The 18,770-nt window shown below is 65.7% G+C and carries 14 protein-coding genes; 7 read left to right on the top strand and 7 right to left on the bottom strand.

Annotated elements, in window-relative coordinates; all coding sequences use genetic code 11:
- Window positions 1-16 precede the first annotated feature (16 nt).
- From ACWF99_RS19640 to rpmH, 7 genes are all read right to left on the bottom strand, one after another.
- Complete coding sequence (locus tag ACWF99_RS19640) at window positions 17-1,012, bottom strand: ParA family protein (RefSeq protein WP_378634625.1); 996 nt, start codon at window positions 1,010-1,012, stop codon at window positions 17-19.
- A gap of 1,514 nt (window positions 1,013-2,526) precedes the next feature.
- Window positions 2,527-3,273, bottom strand: coding sequence for a 16S rRNA (guanine(527)-N(7))-methyltransferase RsmG (gene rsmG / locus ACWF99_RS19635; protein WP_378634622.1), 747 nt, complete (start codon window positions 3,271-3,273; stop codon window positions 2,527-2,529).
- An 84-nt stretch (window positions 3,274-3,357) separates the two neighbouring features.
- Entirely contained in the window at window positions 3,358-3,894 is a 537-nt protein-coding gene (locus ACWF99_RS19630; RefSeq protein ID WP_056822606.1) for a Jag family protein, read from the bottom strand.
- 25 nt (window positions 3,895-3,919) lie between these two features.
- Window positions 3,920-4,999, bottom strand: a complete 1,080-nt coding sequence (gene yidC, locus ACWF99_RS19625; RefSeq protein WP_452537036.1) for a membrane protein insertase YidC — start codon at window positions 4,997-4,999, stop codon at window positions 3,920-3,922.
- Window positions 5,000-5,003: 4 nt separating this feature from the next.
- Window positions 5,004-5,303 (bottom strand): membrane protein insertion efficiency factor YidD, encoded by a 300-nt coding sequence (gene yidD, locus ACWF99_RS19620; protein ID WP_101465063.1) that lies wholly within the window; start codon window positions 5,301-5,303, stop codon window positions 5,004-5,006.
- Entirely contained in the window at window positions 5,300-5,719 is a 420-nt protein-coding gene (gene rnpA, locus ACWF99_RS19615) for a ribonuclease P protein component (protein ID WP_378634616.1), read from the bottom strand. The genes yidD and rnpA overlap by 4 nt, the downstream gene beginning before the upstream one ends.
- Window positions 5,720-5,741: 22 nt before the next feature.
- Window positions 5,742-5,885: a 50S ribosomal protein L34 gene (rpmH, locus tag ACWF99_RS19610; protein WP_082843828.1), complete on the bottom strand. Its 144-nt coding sequence runs from the start codon at window positions 5,883-5,885 to the stop codon at window positions 5,742-5,744.
- 649 nt (window positions 5,886-6,534) lie between these two features.
- Between rpmH and dnaA the strand changes: the two genes are divergently transcribed.
- From dnaA to ACWF99_RS19575, 7 genes are all read left to right on the top strand, one after another.
- Complete coding sequence (dnaA, locus tag ACWF99_RS19605) at window positions 6,535-8,763, top strand: chromosomal replication initiator protein DnaA (RefSeq protein ID WP_452537035.1); 2,229 nt, start codon at window positions 6,535-6,537, stop codon at window positions 8,761-8,763.
- Between the two features lie 786 nt (window positions 8,764-9,549).
- Window positions 9,550-10,725, top strand: a complete 1,176-nt coding sequence (gene dnaN / locus ACWF99_RS19600; RefSeq protein WP_378634611.1) for a DNA polymerase III subunit beta — start codon at window positions 9,550-9,552, stop codon at window positions 10,723-10,725.
- Between the two features lie 24 nt (window positions 10,726-10,749).
- Window positions 10,750-11,952, top strand: a complete 1,203-nt coding sequence (gene recF / locus ACWF99_RS19595; RefSeq protein ID WP_378634609.1) for a DNA replication/repair protein RecF — start codon at window positions 10,750-10,752, stop codon at window positions 11,950-11,952.
- Window positions 11,953-12,084: 132 nt separating this feature from the next.
- Window positions 12,085-12,621 (top strand): DUF721 family protein, encoded by a 537-nt coding sequence (locus ACWF99_RS19590; RefSeq protein WP_245914449.1) that lies wholly within the window; start codon window positions 12,085-12,087, stop codon window positions 12,619-12,621.
- A gap of 439 nt (window positions 12,622-13,060) precedes the next feature.
- Window positions 13,061-15,094: a DNA topoisomerase (ATP-hydrolyzing) subunit B gene (gene gyrB, locus ACWF99_RS19585; RefSeq protein WP_378634604.1), complete on the top strand. Its 2,034-nt coding sequence runs from the start codon at window positions 13,061-13,063 to the stop codon at window positions 15,092-15,094.
- 57 nt (window positions 15,095-15,151) lie between these two features.
- Window positions 15,152-17,659 carry a DNA gyrase subunit A gene (gyrA, locus tag ACWF99_RS19580; protein WP_378634601.1) on the top strand — a complete coding sequence of 836 codons (2,508 nt, stop codon included), beginning with the start codon at window positions 15,152-15,154 and terminating at the stop codon, window positions 17,657-17,659.
- Between the two features lie 42 nt (window positions 17,660-17,701).
- Window positions 17,702-18,673 carry a DUF3566 domain-containing protein gene (locus tag ACWF99_RS19575; protein ID WP_378634599.1) on the top strand — a complete coding sequence of 324 codons (972 nt, stop codon included), beginning with the start codon at window positions 17,702-17,704 and terminating at the stop codon, window positions 18,671-18,673.
- Window positions 18,674-18,770: the final 97 nt, after the last annotated feature.

The following is an 18,770-nucleotide window of genomic DNA, read 5'->3' as shown; positions in this document are numbered from 1 at the left end:
CTCGTTCCAACTCACGCTAAGACGCGTCTTGCTTCAGCTGCGCACGAGCGGCGAGCTCGCGCCCCGCGTCCATGTAGCTCATCGCACCGCGCGAGCCTGGATCGTAATCGAGCACGGTCATCCCGTAGCCCGGCGCCTCCGAGACCTTCACGCTGCGCGGGATCATCGACTTGAGGACCACATCGCCGAAGTGGTTGCGCACTTCCTCGGCCACCTGGTCCGCCAGCTTGGTGCGGCCGTCGTACATCGTCAGCAGGACGGTCGACACGTGTAGCTCCGGGTTGAGGTGCGCCTGCACCAGCCCGATATTGCGGAGCAACTGACCGACACCCTCCAGCGCGTAGTACTCGCACTGGATCGGGATCAGCACCTCCTTGGCCGCCACGAGCGCATTGACCGTGAGCAGACCGAGGGAGGGCGGGCAGTCGATCAACACGTAGTCGATGTCGAAGCCGACCATGCCCGCCTCGCGGATCGCGGTCTTCAACCGCCCTTCTCTGGCGACCATCGAGACCAGTTCGATCTCCGCGCCGGCCAGGTCGATCGTGGCCGGGACACACAGCAATCGCTCGCTGTGCGGGCTCACCTGGATCGCGTCCTTGACCGTCACTTCACCGATCAGCAGCTCGTAGCTGGACGGCACACCCGAGTTGTGTGCGACGCCCAGCGCCGTACTCGCGTTGCCCTGCGGATCAAGATCGACCACAAGGACCGTCATTCCCTGGTGCGCTAGCGCCGCAGCGAGATTGACCGTCGTAGTCGTCTTACCGACGCCGCCCTTCTGGTTGGCGATAGTGATGATCCGTTGCTCGCGAGGTTTCGGCACAGTGACCTTTCCTGGATGCAGAATCTGGCTGGCGCGTTGCGCTTCCGCCGCGATCGGGGTCTCGGCCGGGGAGATATGCCCGAAAGGAGTATTCCCGAACGTCTCCGCGTCGAAGCTGCTGGAATCCAGCATCCCCGGGACCCGCGACGTTGTTTCCCGTGAAACATTCGCCGGACCGCTCGACATAGATTGCTCCTAACCCGAGAAACTTCAGATCACGTATCCCCGACGAACGTCGGCGCCGTGTCGTCACAAACAAACTGTGTCGGTGGAGAACTCGAAGACTCGAGGAGGGTGGCTCACTCCCGCCCGACTCTGACAGCTTGCCAGCCCCAGGACACTTAGGAAAGCTGAATCGCGGCACGCCGACAAGGACACACCCAACACTCACAAATTAGAGCCCGCGGCCGATGTTTCACGGGAAACAACGGGGGAGTGGGCACCACAATCAGACGGCCGATGAGTGCCTCAACACACGAGCCGAGCTCGCCCAGAGAGCTCCCCCACTCAGCCCGTCCCATCCACCCCGTCCTCAAATCCGTCTGGAATCCGCACTCCCAACCAGACAGCACTCCCGTCCACACCGCACTCCCAGCCACACCGCACTCCCCAGATCCGCCATGACCGCACTCCCAACCCCGCCCCCGCGACCCCTAGGGAGCGGCGGCCACGAAGTGGCCGGTCCGCGGCCGGGTCGCCGGTTAGCGCTCGAAGCGCATGCGCCGCAGGCGCGAGTCTCGAGCGCTAACCGGCGGCCCCTCAGGGCCGCGGACACGCGCGCGCCAGCGCGCCAACAAACACAGCCTCAAACCCCTGGGACTACCGAACACCCAATCCCAGCCACAAATCCCACCCGCACTCCCCATCACCCATGCACCCGGAGTCAGCGGAGAAGCACCCCTCAGCATCAGCACAGCACCCCAACCAATTCACCACTCGCCCCGAGCCCCATCTCAAACAGATCCACATGAATCATCGGCTCACAGTCTCAGCCCGTCTCGCCGACATCCGACCCGCCTAGCTTCTGACCCCACCCCTATGGGAACCGAACGACGCCCGATCACCACCGGACTATCTCCACACACCCAGCAGTCAACGATGGTCCAGCCGAACGCGTCGCCCGCGACGACCACCGTGGCGCTACTCAACGAGAGAAGCGGAACCCAGCTGCGCCGCCGAGAAGACCCGATGCCACACATCTTCCGATCGGACACCAACGCCCATTGCTGATCGGCAAACACACAACTGCCGAACACACTCGCTCACGGCAACTTCCATCCCAGGATCTGCCACACAACAGACCGCCAGATTTTCGCCCTCGACTTCGCCGACGCTCACCCCACCCAACGGACACCCGACGATCACCCCGACCCGTGAGCCGAAGATTCGATCTCACCAGACCTGCCCCGGCTGACAGCCAATGCACTTCCCCAACAGATGGCATTCCGCTTCAAACCGAGCGAGCGAATCCACCCCGACCAAACCCGACTGGCGAAGTCCGCACGACGCATACGAAGTTCGATCAACAACGAGGAGGAGAGGTTGTCGCGTTCCACGTGAAACACTTCCACTCACCGAACGCGACACCCATCCGCAACTACCAAAAATAGACCCGCCCCAAGCCCATACAACGACCCTCGGCAAGATTCGTCACGTTACGAAACGTGCGAACCCGCTAGATGGAAGAGATTTCAGGCCGATCAGGATTCGCGACGCTTCCGAGCCTTCTTCTCCACCCCGGCGGCTTTCCGTTCACTGCGACGAGTCGGACGCTCGGCGCGGGGGAGAAGTTCGGCACTGATGACAAGAGTGGGGATTTCCACGATGCCGGCACCGCACCCGACAACCCGGAGATCGGTAGCACCGTCGCGAATCAGCTCGGCACCGTCGCGCTCGAGTTCTTCGGCGGCACTGGTTCCTTTGAGAGCGAGCATGCGACCGTGGTCGCGAAGAAGGGGGAGCGACCAGTGGGCGAGTTTGGCGAGAGGAGCCACCGCGCGCGAAGTGACGACATCCGCGCCGCCCGCTTCTTTGATCACACCGGACTGCTCCGCCCGACCGCGAACCACCGTGACATCCAACCCGGCTTCTTCGATGAACTCGCTCAAGAAGATCGTCCGACGCAGCAGCGGTTCCACGAGAGTGATGCGAAGGTCGGGCCGGGCGATCGCGAGGGGGATTCCAGGAAGCCCGGCACCGCTGCCGATATCGACAACCGAAGCGCCTTCATCGATCAGCTCGCCGATGACAGCACAGTTGAGAATGTGACGCTCCCATAGCCGGGGAACCTCACGGGGACCGATGAGACCGCGTTCCACACCGGCCGTCGCCAGCGCCGCGTAGTACCGGCGGGCGATGTCCAAGCGGTCGCCGAACACTCGGGCAGCGGCGGCGGGCGGTTCCAGCTCGTCGGCCGGCGCACCCAGTTCTCGTTCCACGTGAAACATCCTTCCGAGTGATGGCAATGAAAAAGCCCCCGGTCCGAGACCGGAGGCCTAATCACATCGTTCGTGGTTACGGCGGAAGTCAGCCTACTCGGGCACTACCACCACGTGACGATTCGGCTCGACGCCTTCGCTCTCGCTCGCCACACCCTCGATATCGGCGACAGCGTCGTGCACGATCTTGCGCTCGAACGGAGTCATCGCGGACAGCGCCTCAGGCGCGCCCGACTCGAGCACCCGCTTGGCGGCGGCGACGCCGATCTCGCTCAGATCGGTCCGGCGCTGCGCGCGCCAACCGGCCACATCGAGCATCAGCCGGCTACGCACGCCGGTCGCCTGCTGCACGGCGAGCCGGGTCAGCTCCTGCAGCGCGTCGAGCACTTCACCGTTACGTCCGACGAGCTTGGTCAGATCACGGCCGCCGTCGATGCTCACGATGGCGCGGTCGCCCTCGACATCGAGGTCGATATCGCCGTCGAAGTCGAGCACATCGAGTAGCTGCTCGAGGTAGTCGCCCGCGATCTCGCCCTCTTCGATCAACGCTTCTTCGGCGTCGTTCACGACGTCAACAGCAGTCGTCGCCACAGTGGCGTCCCCTCCGTCGGTCTCGGTCTCAACAGTCATTGGATTCCCTCTATCCGATCGCGTCTCAGCGCTTACGCTTCTGGTTCGCACGGCCACGGTTACCCGGCCGCTGCTGCCCGCCGGGCCTGCGCTTGCCACCGCCCTGCTTGGCCGACTGTTTGGGGGTGCCGTTGGTCGCCGCGGCGCCGTTCACCGACGGCTCGTCATCGACGGCCGGGGCGTCCTGCTTCTTGCGGACGTCGACCGGCTTGGCACCGGGCTTGGGCGCGTTCTGCGACCGCAGCTCCAGCTTCTTCTGCTTGCGCTCTTCGTCTTCCTTTTCCATCCGGCCGAACACCAGGTGCTGCTGTCCGTAGGTCCAGATGTTGTTCGCCACCCAGTAGAGCAGGATGCCGATCATCAGGAAGGGGCCACCGACCATCACGCCGAGCGGGAAGACCCACAGCGACAACTTGTTCATGATGGCGGCCTGCGGGTTGGCGGCGGCTTCGGGCGTCTGCCGCTGCACCGAGGCGCGAGCGTTGAAGTGGGTTGCCAGGCCGGCGATGATCATCAGCGGGACGGCGACGAGCGCGATGCTCAGCTTGGTGGGCGTGCCACCCCAGTCCGCGAATGCTTCCAGCTGCTCCGGCGGCGCGGTGATGAACGCCGCGATCGGCGCACCGAAGATGCGGGCGCTCAGGAAGGACTGGACGTCGGCAGCGCTGAAGATGTAGTTCGCGGTGTGCGCGTTGTCGTAGTTCGACATCCCGATCTGGCCCCAGCCGGTGCCCGTACGGTTGAACGAGCGCAGCACGTGGAACAGACCGAGGAAGACCGGCACCTGCACCAGGACGGGCAGGCAGCCCATGAGCGGGTTGAAGCCGTGCTCCTTCTGGAGCTTCTGCATCTCCTTCGCCATGGTCTCGCGGTCGTTCTTGTACTTCTTCTGCAGCTCCTTGATCTGGGGCTGCAGCTCTTGCATCTGTTTGGTTGTGCGTACCTGCTTGACGAACGGCTTGTACAGCACCAGGCGCAGCGTGAACACGAGGAACACGATCGCCAGTGCCCAAGTGAGACCGCTGTCAGGCCCGAACACAAAGCCGAAGGCTTTGTGCCAGAACCACAGAATTGCGGATACCGGCCAATAGATGATGTCGAGCACGGCTCTAGGTACTCCCGTCGTTCGTATCGCCGATCAGCGCGGGCGATGACTTTGTGCAGGCATTCGACCCGCGCTCAGGCACGGGATCCCACCCTCCAGGGTGCCAGGGCGCGCATTTCGCGAGCCGCACGACCGTCAGTGCCGATCCGACGACCAACCCGCGGGTACGCAAGGCAGTCACCGCGTACTCACTGCAGGTGGGGGTGAACCGGCAGATCGGCATCCGGGTGGGGGAGACATAGGTCCGGTAGAGCTCGATCAGGGCGATCAGGGCTTTCGCGGGCAGGCGGGTGAGGGTCCTCATCGCCGTTCACCGGCCGAGGTGCGACCGAGCGCGAGCTCCGGTTCCCCACGCAATCCGAGCTTGCGCAGGCCGGTGCGCAGCTGGCGCAGCAACTCGGCGGAATCGGCGGTGGCGGCGCCGGGCAGAGCCCGGATCACGACATCGGTGCCGACCGGCAGTTCATCGACCACCTGGGCGCACATATGACGCAGGCGGCGGGCCACCCGGTGGCGAACCACCGCGTTTCCCACCGCCTTGCTGACAATCAGTCCGAACCGAGGACCACCTACGCGGACCAGAGAATCGCCGTCGGCGACATCGTCGTACGCGTGCGTGAGCGCGTGTACGACGAGATCTCGCCTCCCGATTCGCTGACCGCGGCGCACCGTGCGGGAGAATTCGGCACGGTGGTGCAACCGATACGGCTCAGGCAACACCCGAGCGTCCGACTACGCGCGATCAGGCAGTCAGTTCGGTACGGCCCTTACGGCGACGCGCCGCAACGATGGCGCGGCCCGCACGGGTCCGCATCCGGAGACGGAAGCCGTGGACGCGCGCCCGACGACGGTTGTTCGGCTGGAACGTCCGCTTGCCCTTGGCCACGGTCAACACTCCTGTAGTAGGTGGGCACCATTCGGCGCCCGAAGTCTGTACAAATGATTTGTCTGCGCTGCGGACCGCGGTCTACGCACAGATTGCCTTGGCGATCGGTGTGCAGCAGACAGCCGCCAACCGCGCCAAGGGGTGACTGTACGAGGGTACTTATCCCGAAGGGACGGGTCAAACTCGGCCCCCACGTACCTGTCACCGGCACAGGTCAAGGCTACCGGACGCCCGAACGGACCAGAGGTCTGGCCCGACCAGGCACGACACGCCCGGGCCGCAGTGACGCATGCGGCCACTTTTCGTGAGTTCTTCCACACCCCTGGCGTTGCGTGGCGCGGCCAGCTAACCTCTGTAGCCGGGGGATTGCTGAAGAACCGCAGGTCCAGCCCCATTCACTGCCACACGCTGGCAGAATTCCTTTATCCCCAGGTTTGTCCACATCTGTGGATAATTATGTGGACAGACGGCCGCAGTGGCATATTCGTAAGGCCGTCGGTGCCCGCGCCGCAGTCCGGAATTACCGGGCCACAGCGTTCGAACCGGCTTCGGTTGTACGCAGGATCACTGGATTACACCTGTTCACGGGTGCTTTCCGGCGTGCGCGAAGGCCGTGGGCCCCAACAAACCGGTCCGGGGAGGACGCTGTATGGACGACGAGCAGAACGTGCTGGCCACAGTGTGGCCGGAGGTGGTTGCCGAGCTCACCACCGGCTCTGCCGACGGCGCCATCCCCGCGGTGAGTCGCGCACAGCAGGCCTGGTTGAAGCTGGTGAAGCCACTCACCGTCGCGCAGGGTTTCGCGTTGCTGTCGGTCCCGTCCTCGCTGGCACAGGAGGCGATCGAGCGTGATCTGCGCGAGCCGATCCTGCGATCGCTCGGCCGTCGGCTGGGCCCCCAAGTGGAAGGACTCGGGGTGCGCATCGCCGCGCCGAGCCCGGCCGCGGGGGAGCGGGCCGGTAGTTCGCCCCGGCACGCCAGGATGACGAGCAGGCCGGAGCGTCCGCGCGAGCAGGTGCGCCCACCCGCCGGTTATCCCGGTCCCGATTTCAGTGTTCCCGATTACGCCGCCCGTGGTGAGTACGGCAGGCCGCGCTACGGCGCGGGCGAGTACCCCGTCCAGGGTGGCGAGTACGGCAACGACTATCAGTCGTCCCCCGACTATCCGGCCAACGGCGAGTACCCGAGCAGCTACGGCGGCCGTGAGTACCCCGGCCAGGCCGGCGAGTACGGCGAGCGCAACGACTACGCGGGGCACCGCGAGTACCCGGCCGAATCGGAGTACCAGCAGCAACAGCCGGAGTACCAGCAGAGTCCGTCGGAATTCGGCCAGCAGCCCGAGTACCAGCAGGCACCGTCGGAGTACGGCCAGCAACCGGAATACCAGCAGGCACCGTCCGATTTCGGCCAGCCTGCCGAGTACCAGGGCGACCGCAACGAGTTCCCCGGCACCGATTTCGAGCCGACCGCGGCGTACCCGGTACCCGACTATCCCGGCGCCGAGTTCGGCGGCCGCGGTGAGTTCCGTGGCGCGCGTCCGGACCAGCGAGTCCCCGAGACCGCACCGCCCGCCCGCCGCGAGCAAGCCGCGGCACCGCGGCGCGACCACTCCGGCCAGGAGTCGCTGTTCACTCCCGACCCGGCGCCGCAGCGCGCGCCGAACCGCGGCAGGCCGTCCGAAGAGCCGGCCGCCGCTCGTGCCGAGGAGCCGAGTGGCGAGAGCCAGGACAAGCCGTTCCCCGGTCAGCCCGGCGCGCAGCCGGTCGACGACGAACCCGTGGTGAGCAACCGCAACAACTGGCCGACCTATTTCAGCAAGTCGCCCGAGGCGCCGCCGCAGTCCTCCTCGTCGGCCAGTCTCAATGCCAAGTACACGTTCGAGACCTTCGTCATCGGCGCGTCCAACCGGTTCGCGCACGCTGCCGCGGTCGCCATCGCGGAGGCGCCTGCGCGTGCCTACAATCCGCTGTTCGTCTGGGGCGCTTCGGGATTGGGCAAAACCCACCTGCTGCACGCGGCGGGTCACTACGCGCAGCGGCTGTTCCCCGGCATGCGGGTGAAGTACGTCTCGACCGAAGAATTCACCAACGACTTCATCAACAGCCTGCGCGACGACCGCAAGGTCGCGTTCAAGCGTCGCTACCGCGAGACCGACATCCTGCTGGTCGACGACATCCAGTTCATCGAGGGCAAGGAAGGCATCCAGGAGGAGTTCTTCCACACCTTCAACACCCTGCACAACGCGAACAAGCAGATCGTGGTGTCCTCGGACCGCCCGCCCAAGCAGCTGGCCACCCTGGAGGAACGGCTGCGGACGCGCTTCGAGTGGGGCCTGATCACCGATGTGCAGCCGCCTGAGCTGGAGACTCGCATCGCGATTCTGCGCAAGAAGGCGCGGATGGACCGGCTCGATGTGCCGCACGACGTGCTCGAGCTGATCGCGAGCCGGGTGGAGCGCAATATCCGCGAGCTCGAGGGTGCGCTGATCCGGGTGACGGCGTTCGCCTCGCTCAACGGTCAGCCGCTCGACCTCTCGCTGGCCGAGGTGGTGCTGCGCGACCTGATGCCCGACACGGCGGCACTGGAGATCAACGCGGCGACGATCATGGCTGTCACCGCCGAGTATTTCAACACCACGCTCGAGGAGCTGACCGGCCCGGGCAAGGCGCGTCCGCTCGCGCAAGCCAGGCAGATCGCGATGTATCTGTGCCGTGAGCTCACCGACCTGTCGCTGCCCAAGATCGGGCAGGCGTTCGGTCGAGACCACACCACCGTGATGTACGCGGAGAAAAAAGTCCGCAAGGAGATGACCGAGCGCCGTCGGGTCTACGACCAGGTCCAAGAACTCACAGCCCGAATCAAACAGCGCTCCCGCTGATTTCATCCCCAACCCGGAACACCGCCCTGACCTGGGGCGGTGTTCTTTTTTGCCCTGGGGATTCCTCGAGGAATTCCTGTGGATTCCTCGAGGAATCCACACCTTTGTGCACCGGTCGGTACACAGGGTGTTGGGCGAGGGTGTGCAGCGTTCATGCACAGGCAGTTGTCCACATCATCCACAAGACGCTCCACTAACACCTGTGCACTAGCGGTGACCTGCGGCGTCACCGAATCCGGCCTGTGGATTCCTCGAGGAGTCCCTGTGGAGTCCTCGAGGAATCCCCACCGTTGCCACCAGGCTGGCCCGACGTGTGAACAACTGGGTGAATCCGGTGGAACAACTCGAGGACAACTCGAGGATGGAATGGGGACAACTTCACGCCTCCACAGCCACCGCTGATTCATCCTCGAGTCACCCCAAGGCCATCCCCATGCCATCAAGCGCTCTGACCTGCGGATTTGGGCGAAATCCACAGATTCCACAGTGCCTACTACTACTTCAGTTCTCCTTCTAGAGAGAACTCTTTTAAAACAGGGTGTGTGGAAACTCGGTTGGGGAGGCTCGAGTCAGGCGGTCGTTCACTCACAGACAGGCAAGGAGGAGCGGGGTGGTTCGACGAGCGGGAATCGACCGGGAGGGTCGATGCGGAGTTCGCGCACTGCACGGGTACCGTTTGGTTGTCGGTCGGTTGTGCGAGACTCAATGCGCGGCCGACACAGCAGTTCAACTCCGCTGACACACACCCGCACACGGATTCGAAACTCGGAGAGGACAAATCGGGCGATGGAGCTTGCGAGCATGAAGTTTCGGGTCGCCCGAGAGGACTTCGCCGAATCGGTGGCCTGGGTGGCGCGCAGTCTCCCGTCCCGGCCTCCGGTGCCTGTTCTCGGTGGTGTGCTGCTGGTGGCCGACGAGAACGGCCTGACGGTCTCCGGGTTCGACTACGAGGTCTCCGCGCAGATGCGTGTCGCGGCCGAGGTCGCCGGTCCCGGCCAGGTACTGGTGTCGGGCCGCCTGCTCGCCGATATCACCAAGTCGCTGTCGAACAAGCCGGTCGATGTCTCCGTCGACGGCACCCGTGTGCTCATCGCCTGTGGCAGCGCGAAGTTCTCCCTGCCGACCATGCCGGTCGAGGACTATCCCCAGCTGCCCGAGGTGCCGCAGCAGACCGGTGAACTCACCGTCGACGTGTTCGCCGAAGCCGTCGGCCAGGTCGCCGTCGCCGCGGGCCGTGACGACACCCTGCCGATGCTCACCGGTATCCGCGTCGAGATCGAGGGCAACGACGTGGTGCTCGCCGCCACCGACCGCTTCCGCCTCGCTGTGCGCCACTTGCAGTGGAACCCGACCCGCTCCGACATCGAGACCGCGGTGCTCATCCCCGCGCGCACGCTGTCCGAGGCCGCCAAGACCCTCGGTGCCGCCGAGGCGCCCGTGCAGCTGTCGCTGGGCAGCGGTGGTGGCGCCGACGGCCTGCTCGGCATCGTCAACGGTGGCCGGCGGACCACCACCCGACTGCTCGACGCGGAATTCCCCAAGTTCCGCCAGTTGCTCCCCAAGGAGCACACCTCCATCGCCACCCTGCCCGTCGCCGTGCTGTCCGAGGCGATCAAGCGTGTCGCCCTGGTGGCCGAGCGCGGTGCCCAGGTGCGGCTGGAGTTCTCCACAGACGGCGTGCTGCTGTCGGCGGGTGGGGACGACGCGGGCCGGGCCGAGGAATGGCTGGAAGCCGATTTCCGCGGCGAACCGCTCACCATCGCGTTCAACCCCGGCTACCTGACCGAGGGCCTGGCCGCGCTGCACACCGACCGGGTCACGTTCGGGTTCACCACGCCCAGCCGTCCCGCGGTGCTGCTGCCCGCCTCCGACGAGGAGCCCAAGGTCCTCGAGTCGGGCGCGTTCGCGGCGCTGGAGAGCCAGTACATCTACCTGTTGATGCCGGTCCGGCTGCCCGGCTGAGCAGGCAGGGGCGGCTAGGCCTACATGTTCATCCGTGAGCTGTCGGTCCGTGATTTCCGTTCGTGGGAACACGCCGATCTCGAGTTGTCCCCAGGGCGCACGGTGCTCCTGGGGGCGAATGGCAACGGCAAGACGAATCTGCTCGAGGCCGTCGGTTATCTGGCGACACTCGGCTCGCACCGGGTCTCCGCCGACGCGCCGCTGATCCGGATGGGCGCCACCCAGGCCAGGATCGGGGCCACCGTGGTGAACACCGGGCGGGAACTGCGCGTCGATGTGGAACTCAAGGCGGGCAGCGCCAATCGCGCGCAGATCAATCGCTCGCCGGTGCGCCGCTCGCGCGAGATCCTGGGGATTCTGCAGACCGTGTTGTTCGCGCCGGAGGATCTGGCGCTGGTGCGTGGGGATCCGGGGGAGCGGCGCCGGTTCCTCGACGAGTTGTCCACAGCCCGGTTGCCCAGGCTCGCCGGTGTGCGCGCCGATTACGACAAGGTGTTGCGGCAGCGTTCGGCGCTGTTGAAAACCGCTGGGCGCCAATCGCGTTCACGTGCCGATCTGGGCACCCTCGACGTGTGGGACGGGCACCTCGCCGATCATGCGGCGGTGCTGCTCGCCGAACGATTGCGCCTGGTCCACGACCTGTATCCCCATCTGTCCCAGGCATATCGGTCGATCGCACCCGAATCACGTCCTGCGGCAATCACTTACCGCTCCGGGTATCTCCCACCGGAACTTCTCGATCCGGCCAGAGTGCCGGAGGCCGGTGATGCACAGCTGCTGCACGAGATCATGCTGCGCGAGCTGGCCGCCGCCAGGAACCGGGAACTCGATCGCGGGGTCTGTCTGGTCGGCCCGCATCGCGACGATCTGGAGTTGCTGCTCGGCAGCGCACCGGCGAAGGGATTCGCCAGTCACGGGGAATCCTGGTCGTTCGCTCTCGCGCTGCGGTTGGCCTCGTTCGAGCTGTTGCGTGGAGAAGGTTCCGAACCGGTGCTGCTGCTCGACGACGTGTTCGCCGAGCTCGACCGCCGCCGGCGCACCGCGCTCGCGGAGGTGGCCGCGGGTGCCGAGCAGGTGTTGATCACGGCCGCGGTGGCCGAGGATGTGCCGTCGGAACTGGCCGCCGAACCGTTGCGTGTGCACACGACCGGCGAGGCGGACCGGCGTACCTCACAGATCGTCCCCGAAGTCGCCCAACACGCCGAAGATATGCACAGATCGCGATAGTTATCCCCAGCCCCTGTGGAAAACCGGCAACATGCTGGATATATGCCGGATCGGTGCTCGACGAGCCCGTCTGCGTCCCGGCGTAGACTCCATCCACACTCGGCCACCCTCGACACCGGAAGGCGGAAACCCGTGCCGGAAGAACCCGCACCGGAACTGCGCGGCATCGATCTGGCCCGCCGGGCGCTGGAAGAGGCGCGGGCCGCGGCCAAGGCCAGCGGCAAGTCCGTCGGGCAGGGCAGGGCCTCGCCGGTGCGCAAGCTGCGGGCCGGTGGCAGGCGCCGCAGTGGTTGGTCCGGGTCGGGTCCCGATGCCCGTGATCCCCAGCTCCTCGGGGCGCTCAGTGGCACGCTCGCGAAGAATCGTGGCTGGTCAGGCAAGGTAGCCGAGGGCACGGTGTTCGGCAGCTGGCCGCGGGTGGTCGGTGAGGACATCGCCTCCCACGCCACTCCGGTGACCCTGGAGAACGGCGTGCTCAAGATCGCCGCCGAGTCCACCGCGTGGGCCACCCAGCTGCGCATGTTGCAGAGCCAGATCCTGGCCAAGATCAATGCCGCGGTCGGTCATGGAGTGGTGACCTCGCTGCGCATCACCGGCCCCGCCGCGCCGAGCTGGCGCAAGGGCGATCGCCACATCAAGGGCCGTGGCCCGCGCGATACCTACGGGTAGCCGCGCGGTGACCGGGGCGAGATCCGTTGGGCCCGCGCCGCTCTCAGGCCCGAAGTTGTGGACATGTGCATAGAGCCTGTGGATAACTTCGAAGGCCAAATCTGATTTCGCGAGGACATGGGTAACTCCCTTGGAACCCACAAATCTCGAGCATCCCGACCGCCGGTCCGACTGGACACTCTATTCGCGCCTACGACCGGCAAAATACTCGGGGAGGCGGAACCGTCTCGCGGTTGGACGATTTCTTGCATTCACGGCGAAGCCAGGGGTGTCGTAGGTGCACTGTAAGTTGGGCTTACCAGTAGGATGGTGACGTAACCAGCGGCGAACCCTCGGCGCGTGCTGTGCAGTCCGTGTATTCGATGGCTCTTTGCGAGCCGTGCGCGTGCTGCCCGGATCGCTGCGCCAGGGATCAGCAAGTAAGGAGAGCTACCGAGAAGTGGCTGCCAACGACTCCAACGCATCGGGCAACAATTCAGGCTACGGTGCCTCTTCCATCACGGTCCTCGAAGGCCTCGAGGCGGTGCGCAAGCGCCCTGGCATGTACATCGGTTCCACCGGTGAACGCGGTCTGCATCACCTCATCTGGGAGGTTGTGGACAACTCGGTCGATGAGGCGATGGCCGGCTACGCCACCAAGGTCGAGGTGACCTTGCTCGCCGACGGCGGCGTCGAGGTGATCGACGACGGCCGTGGTATCCCGGTCGGGATGCACGCACAGGGCGTGCCCACGATCGAGGTCGTCATGACCCAGCTGCACGCCGGTGGCAAGTTCGACTCCGACTCCTACGCGGTGTCGGGTGGTCTGCACGGTGTCGGTATCTCGGTGGTGAACGCGCTCTCGACCAAGGTCGAGGTCGAGATCGACGTCGACGGCTACCACTGGACCCAGACCTACAAAGACGCCAAGCCCGGCAAGCTGGTGCAGGGCGAGCCGACCAAGGCCACCGGCACCACGGTGCGCTTCTGGGCCGATCCCGACATCTTCGAGACCACGACCTACAACTTCGAGACCGTGGCGCGGCGCCTGCAGGAGATGGCCTTCCTGAACAAGGGCCTCACCATCAAGCTCACCGACGAGCGGGTCGCCGTGGGCGACGTGACCGACGAAGTGGTCAGTGAGACCGCCGAGGCGCCCAAGCACGCCGAAGAGGTCGCCGCGGAAGCGGTCGAGCACAAGGTGAAGACCCGCACCTACCACTACCCGGGCGGCCTGGTGGACTTCGTCCGCCACATCAACCGCACCAAGTCGGCCATCCACAACTCGGTCGTCGGCTACACGGTCAAGGGCACCGGCCACGAGCTCGAGGTCGCGATGCAGTGGAACTCGGGCTACTCCGAGTCGGTCCACACCTTCGCCAACACGATCAACACCCATGAGGGCGGCACCCACGAAGAGGGCTTCCGCGCGGCGCTCACCACGGTGGTCAACAAGTACGCCAAGGAGAAGAAGCTCCTCAAGGAGAAGGACGGCAACCTCACCGGTGACGACATCCGCGAGGGCCTGGCCGCCATCGTGAGCGTCAAGGTCGGCGAGCCGCAGTTCGAGGGCCAGACCAAGACCAAGCTCGGCAACACCGAGGTGAAGTCGTTCGTGCAGCGTGCCTGCAACGAGCACCTGCAGCACTGGTTCGAGGCCAATCCGGCCGACGCGAAGACCATCGTGCAGAAGGCGGTGTCCTCGGCACAGGCCCGGATGGCCGCCCGTAAGGCACGCGAGCTGGTGCGTCGCAAGTCGGCGACCGACCTGGGCGGACTGCCGGGCAAGCTGGCCGACTGCCGGTCCAAGGACCCGGGCAAGTGCGAGATCTACATCGTCGAGGGTGACTCCGCCGGTGGCTCGGCGAAGTCGGGTCGCGACTCGATGTACCAGGCGATCCTGCCGCTGCGCGGCAAGATCATCAACGTCGAGAAGGCCCGCATCGACCGCGTCCTCAAGAACAACGAGGTCCAGTCGATCATCACCGCGTTCGGCACCGGTATCCACGACGAGTTCGATATCGCCAAGCTGCGCTACAACAAGATCATCCTGATGGCCGACGCCGACGTGGACGGTCAGCACATCGCGACGCTGCTGCTCACGCTGCTGTTCCGCTTCATGCGTCCGCTGGTCGAGCACGGTCACGTATTCCTCGCGCAGCCGCCGCTGTACAAGCTCAAGTGGATGCGTTCGGACCCGGAGTTCGCCTACTCCGACCGTGAGCGCGACGCGCTGGTCGAGGCCGGTCTGGCCGCGGGCAAGAAGATCAACAAGGACGACGGGATCCAGCGCTACAAGGGTCTGGGCGAGATGAACGCCAAGGAGCTGTGGGAGACCACGATGGATCCCTCGGTACGGGTGCTTCGTCAGGTGACGCTGGACGACGCGGCCGCGGCCGACGAGCTGTTCTCCGTGCTGATGGGCGAGGACGTGGAGGCGCGTCGCAGCTTCATCACCCGCAATGCCAAGGACGTCCGTTTCCTCGATGTGTAAGCGGCGCTGCGCCCTCGGGCGCGCCCGCTCGCATGTCGGCCCCTCGAAGGAGATTTGATGACTGAGACCACGCTGCCCCCGTCCGGCGGTGCGGGCGACCGGACCGAACCGGTCGATATCCAGACCGAAATGCAGAACAGCTACATCGACTACGCGATGAGCGTGATCGTCGGGCGTGCGCTGCCCGACGTGCGTGACGGCCTCAAGCCGGTGCACCGTCGCGTGCTCTACGCGATGTACGACAACGGCTACCGCCCGGACCGCGGCTACGTGAAGTCCGCGCGCCCCGTCGCCGAAACCATGGGTAACTACCACCCGCACGGCGACTCGTCGATCTACGACACCCTCGTGCGCATGGCTCAGCCGTGGTCGCTGCGCTATCCGCTGGTCGACGGCCAGGGCAACTTCGGTTCCCGCGGCAACGACGGCGCGGCCGCCATGCGCTACACCGAGTGCCGCCTGACGCCGCTCGCGATGGAGATGCTGCGCGATATCGACTCCGAGACGGTCGATTTCGTCCCGAACTACGACGGTCGCTCGCAGGAGCCGACCGTGCTGCCCGCGCGCGTGCCCGCCCTGTTGATGAACGGCTCCAACGGCATCGCGGTCGGCATGGCCACCAACATCCCGCCGCACAACCTCAACGAGCTGGCCGACGCCATCTACTGGGCGCTGGAGAACTACGAGGCCGACGAGGAATCCACCCTCGCCGCCTGCATGGAACGGGTCAAGGGCCCCGACTTCCCGACGCACGGCCTGATCGTCGGCAGCCAGGGCATCCACGACGCGTACACCACCGGCCGCGGTTCCATCCGCATGCGCGGTGTGGTGGAGATCGAGGAAGACGCGCGTGGCCGCACCACGATCGTCATCACCGAACTGCCGTACCAGGTCAACACCGACAACTTCGTCAACTCCATCGCCGAGCAGGTGAAGGACGCGAAGATCGCGGGTATCTCCGATATCCACGACGAGTCCTCGGACCGCGTCGGCATGCGCATCGTGGTCACGGTCAAGCGTGACGCGGTGGCCAAGGTGGTGCTGAACAACCTCTACAAGCACACCCAGCTGCAGACCAGCTTCGGCGCGAACATGCTCTCGATCGTCGACGGCGTCCCGCGCACGCTGCGGCTGGATCAGATGATTCGCTACTACGTGAATCACCAGCTCGAGGTCATCGTGCGGCGCACCCGCTACCTGCTGCGCAAGGCCGAGGAACGGGCCCACATCCTGCGCGGCCTGGTCAAGGCCCTGGACATGCTCGACCAGGTCATCGCGTTGATCCGCGGCGCGGCCAACACCGATACCGCGCGCACCGGCCTGATGCAGCTGCTCGACATCGACGAGATCCAGTCGACCGCCATCCTCGACATGCAGCTGCGTCGCCTGTCGGCCCTCGAGCGTCAGCGCATCATCGACGATCTGGCCAAGATCGAGATCGAGATCGCCGACTACAAGGACATTCTCGACAAGCCCGAGCGTCAGCGCGCGATCGTGCGCGACGAGCTGGCCGAGATCGTCGAGAAGTACGGCGACGACCGCCGGACCAGGATCATCGCCGCCGACGGTGACGTCGCCGACGAGGACCTGATCGCCCGCGAGGACGTGGTGGTCACGATCACCGAGACCGGCTACGCCAAGCGCACCAAGACCGACCTCTACCGCTCGCAGAAGCGTGGCGGCAAGGGCGTGATGGGCGCCGGCCTCAAGCAGGACGACATCGTCAAGCACTTCTTCGTGTCGTCCACGCACGACTGGCTGCTGTTCTTCACCAACAAGGGGCGCGTCTACCGGGCCAAGGCGTACGAGCTGCCCGAGGCCAACCGGACCGCGCGTGGTCAGCACGTGGCCAACCTGCTCGCGTTCCAGCCGGACGAGAAGATCGCCCAGATCATCCAGCTCAAGACCTACGAGGACGCGCCGTACCTCGTGCTCGCGACACGCGCGGGTTTGGTGAAGAAGTCGAAACTCACCGATTTCGACTCCAACCGCTCCGGCGGCATCGTCGCGGTGAACCTGCGCGATGACGACGAATTGGTCGGTGCGGTGCTGTGCTCGTCCGACGATGACCTGCTCCTGGTCTCGGCGCACGGTCAGTCGATCCGCTTCGCGGCGACCGATGAGGCGCTGCGTCCGATGGGCCGCGCCACCTCCGGCGTGCAGGGTATGCGCTTCAACACCGACGACGAGCTGCTCTCGCTCAATGTGGTGCGTTTGGAGACATATCTGCTGGTCGCGACGGCCGGCGGGTACGCCAAGCGGACCGCGATCGAGGAGTACACCGCGCAGGGACGTGGCGGAAAAGGCGTATTGACAATCCAATACGATCCGAAGCGTGGCAGCCTGGTGGGTGCGCTCATCGTCGACGACGAGGACGAGTTGTACGCGATCACTTCCAGTGGTGGCGTCATCCGCACCGCAGCCAAGCAGGTTCGTAAAGCCGGACGCCAGACCAAGGGCGTGCGATTGATGAACCTCGCGGATGGCGATACCTTGCTAGCGATCGCGCGCAACGCCGACGAGCCCGATCCCGATCAGCTCCTCGGCGACGTGGCTTCGGAGTAACACACCAAATAGCGGCGGCAACGAACGGATCTGAGGATTCCATTGACCACACCGAATCAGTCGAACGACGATCGGAACCAGACCAACGGCGTCACCGAGCGGATCGCCACGTCTCCGATCCCGCCGCGGCCGATCCCACGCCAGGGCGGTCCGGCCGAGGGCGCGGCGCCGGAATCCGGTGCGGCCGGGACCGATTCGTTCGAGGGCAAGGGCAGCAAATCCTCGCCCTACCAGGACGGGTGGGCTCAGCTTCCGCAGCGTGAACCGCAGTCGAACCTGTACCGGCCCGGCGAATCGCCGAGTCAGGGGCGGCCTTCGTCCGGGGCACCGGGCGGCGGCGGTCTCAAGGGCAGTGGGGCGTCCAACGCCCGCACCACTGCCGACCTGGCGGCCAAGGCGGCCCGCAAGGAAGCGGCGATGGTGAAGTCCGTCGGGATCGACGGGCCGACCCGCAGCATCGCGCGTCCGGAGCTGGTCAAGGACATGCCCGACCTGTCCGACGTGCGCCACCCGGCACCCGAGGCGCCGGTGGCGCCGCCCGGGCTGCCGATGGCGCCGCAGCCCCAGCACAACATGGGGCCGAGCGCGCGGGCAGCCGCGGCGGGCAGCGTCTCGCCCGCGGTGCCGGTGGCTATCGCGGCCGCCGCGTCGGGTGAGCCACTACGCGCGACCGTGCAGATCCGCCGGATCGACCCGTGGTCGACCCTGAAGATCACCCTGGTGATCAGTGTCGCGCTGTTCTTCGTGTGGATGCTGGCCGTCGGCCTGCTCTACATCGTGCTGGCGGGCATGGGCGTGTGGGACAACCTGGACAACTCGCTGGGCGAGATGCTGAACCAGGAGGGCAGCTCGTCGAGCCTGATCGACGCGGGCACGGTGTTCGGCTACGCGGGTGTGATCGGCCTGATCAACGTGGTGCTGTTCACCGCGCTGGCCACGGTCGGCGTGTTCATCTACAACCAGTGCTGCGATCTCGTCGGTGGCATCCAGGTAACCCTGGCCGATCCCGACTAGAAGCCGGTTTCCGGTACGGCCGGTCGGTCCCAGGAAACTGGGTCTGACCGGCCGTTTTGGTTATCGGCAGGCAGGTAAGGTAACCTCGTTTCTCGTT

It is taken from the genome of Nocardia sp. NPDC055002, from assembly GCF_053608825.1.
Note: the sequence above shows the minus strand (reverse complement) of the source record. Positions and strands in the feature narration are given on the sequence as shown.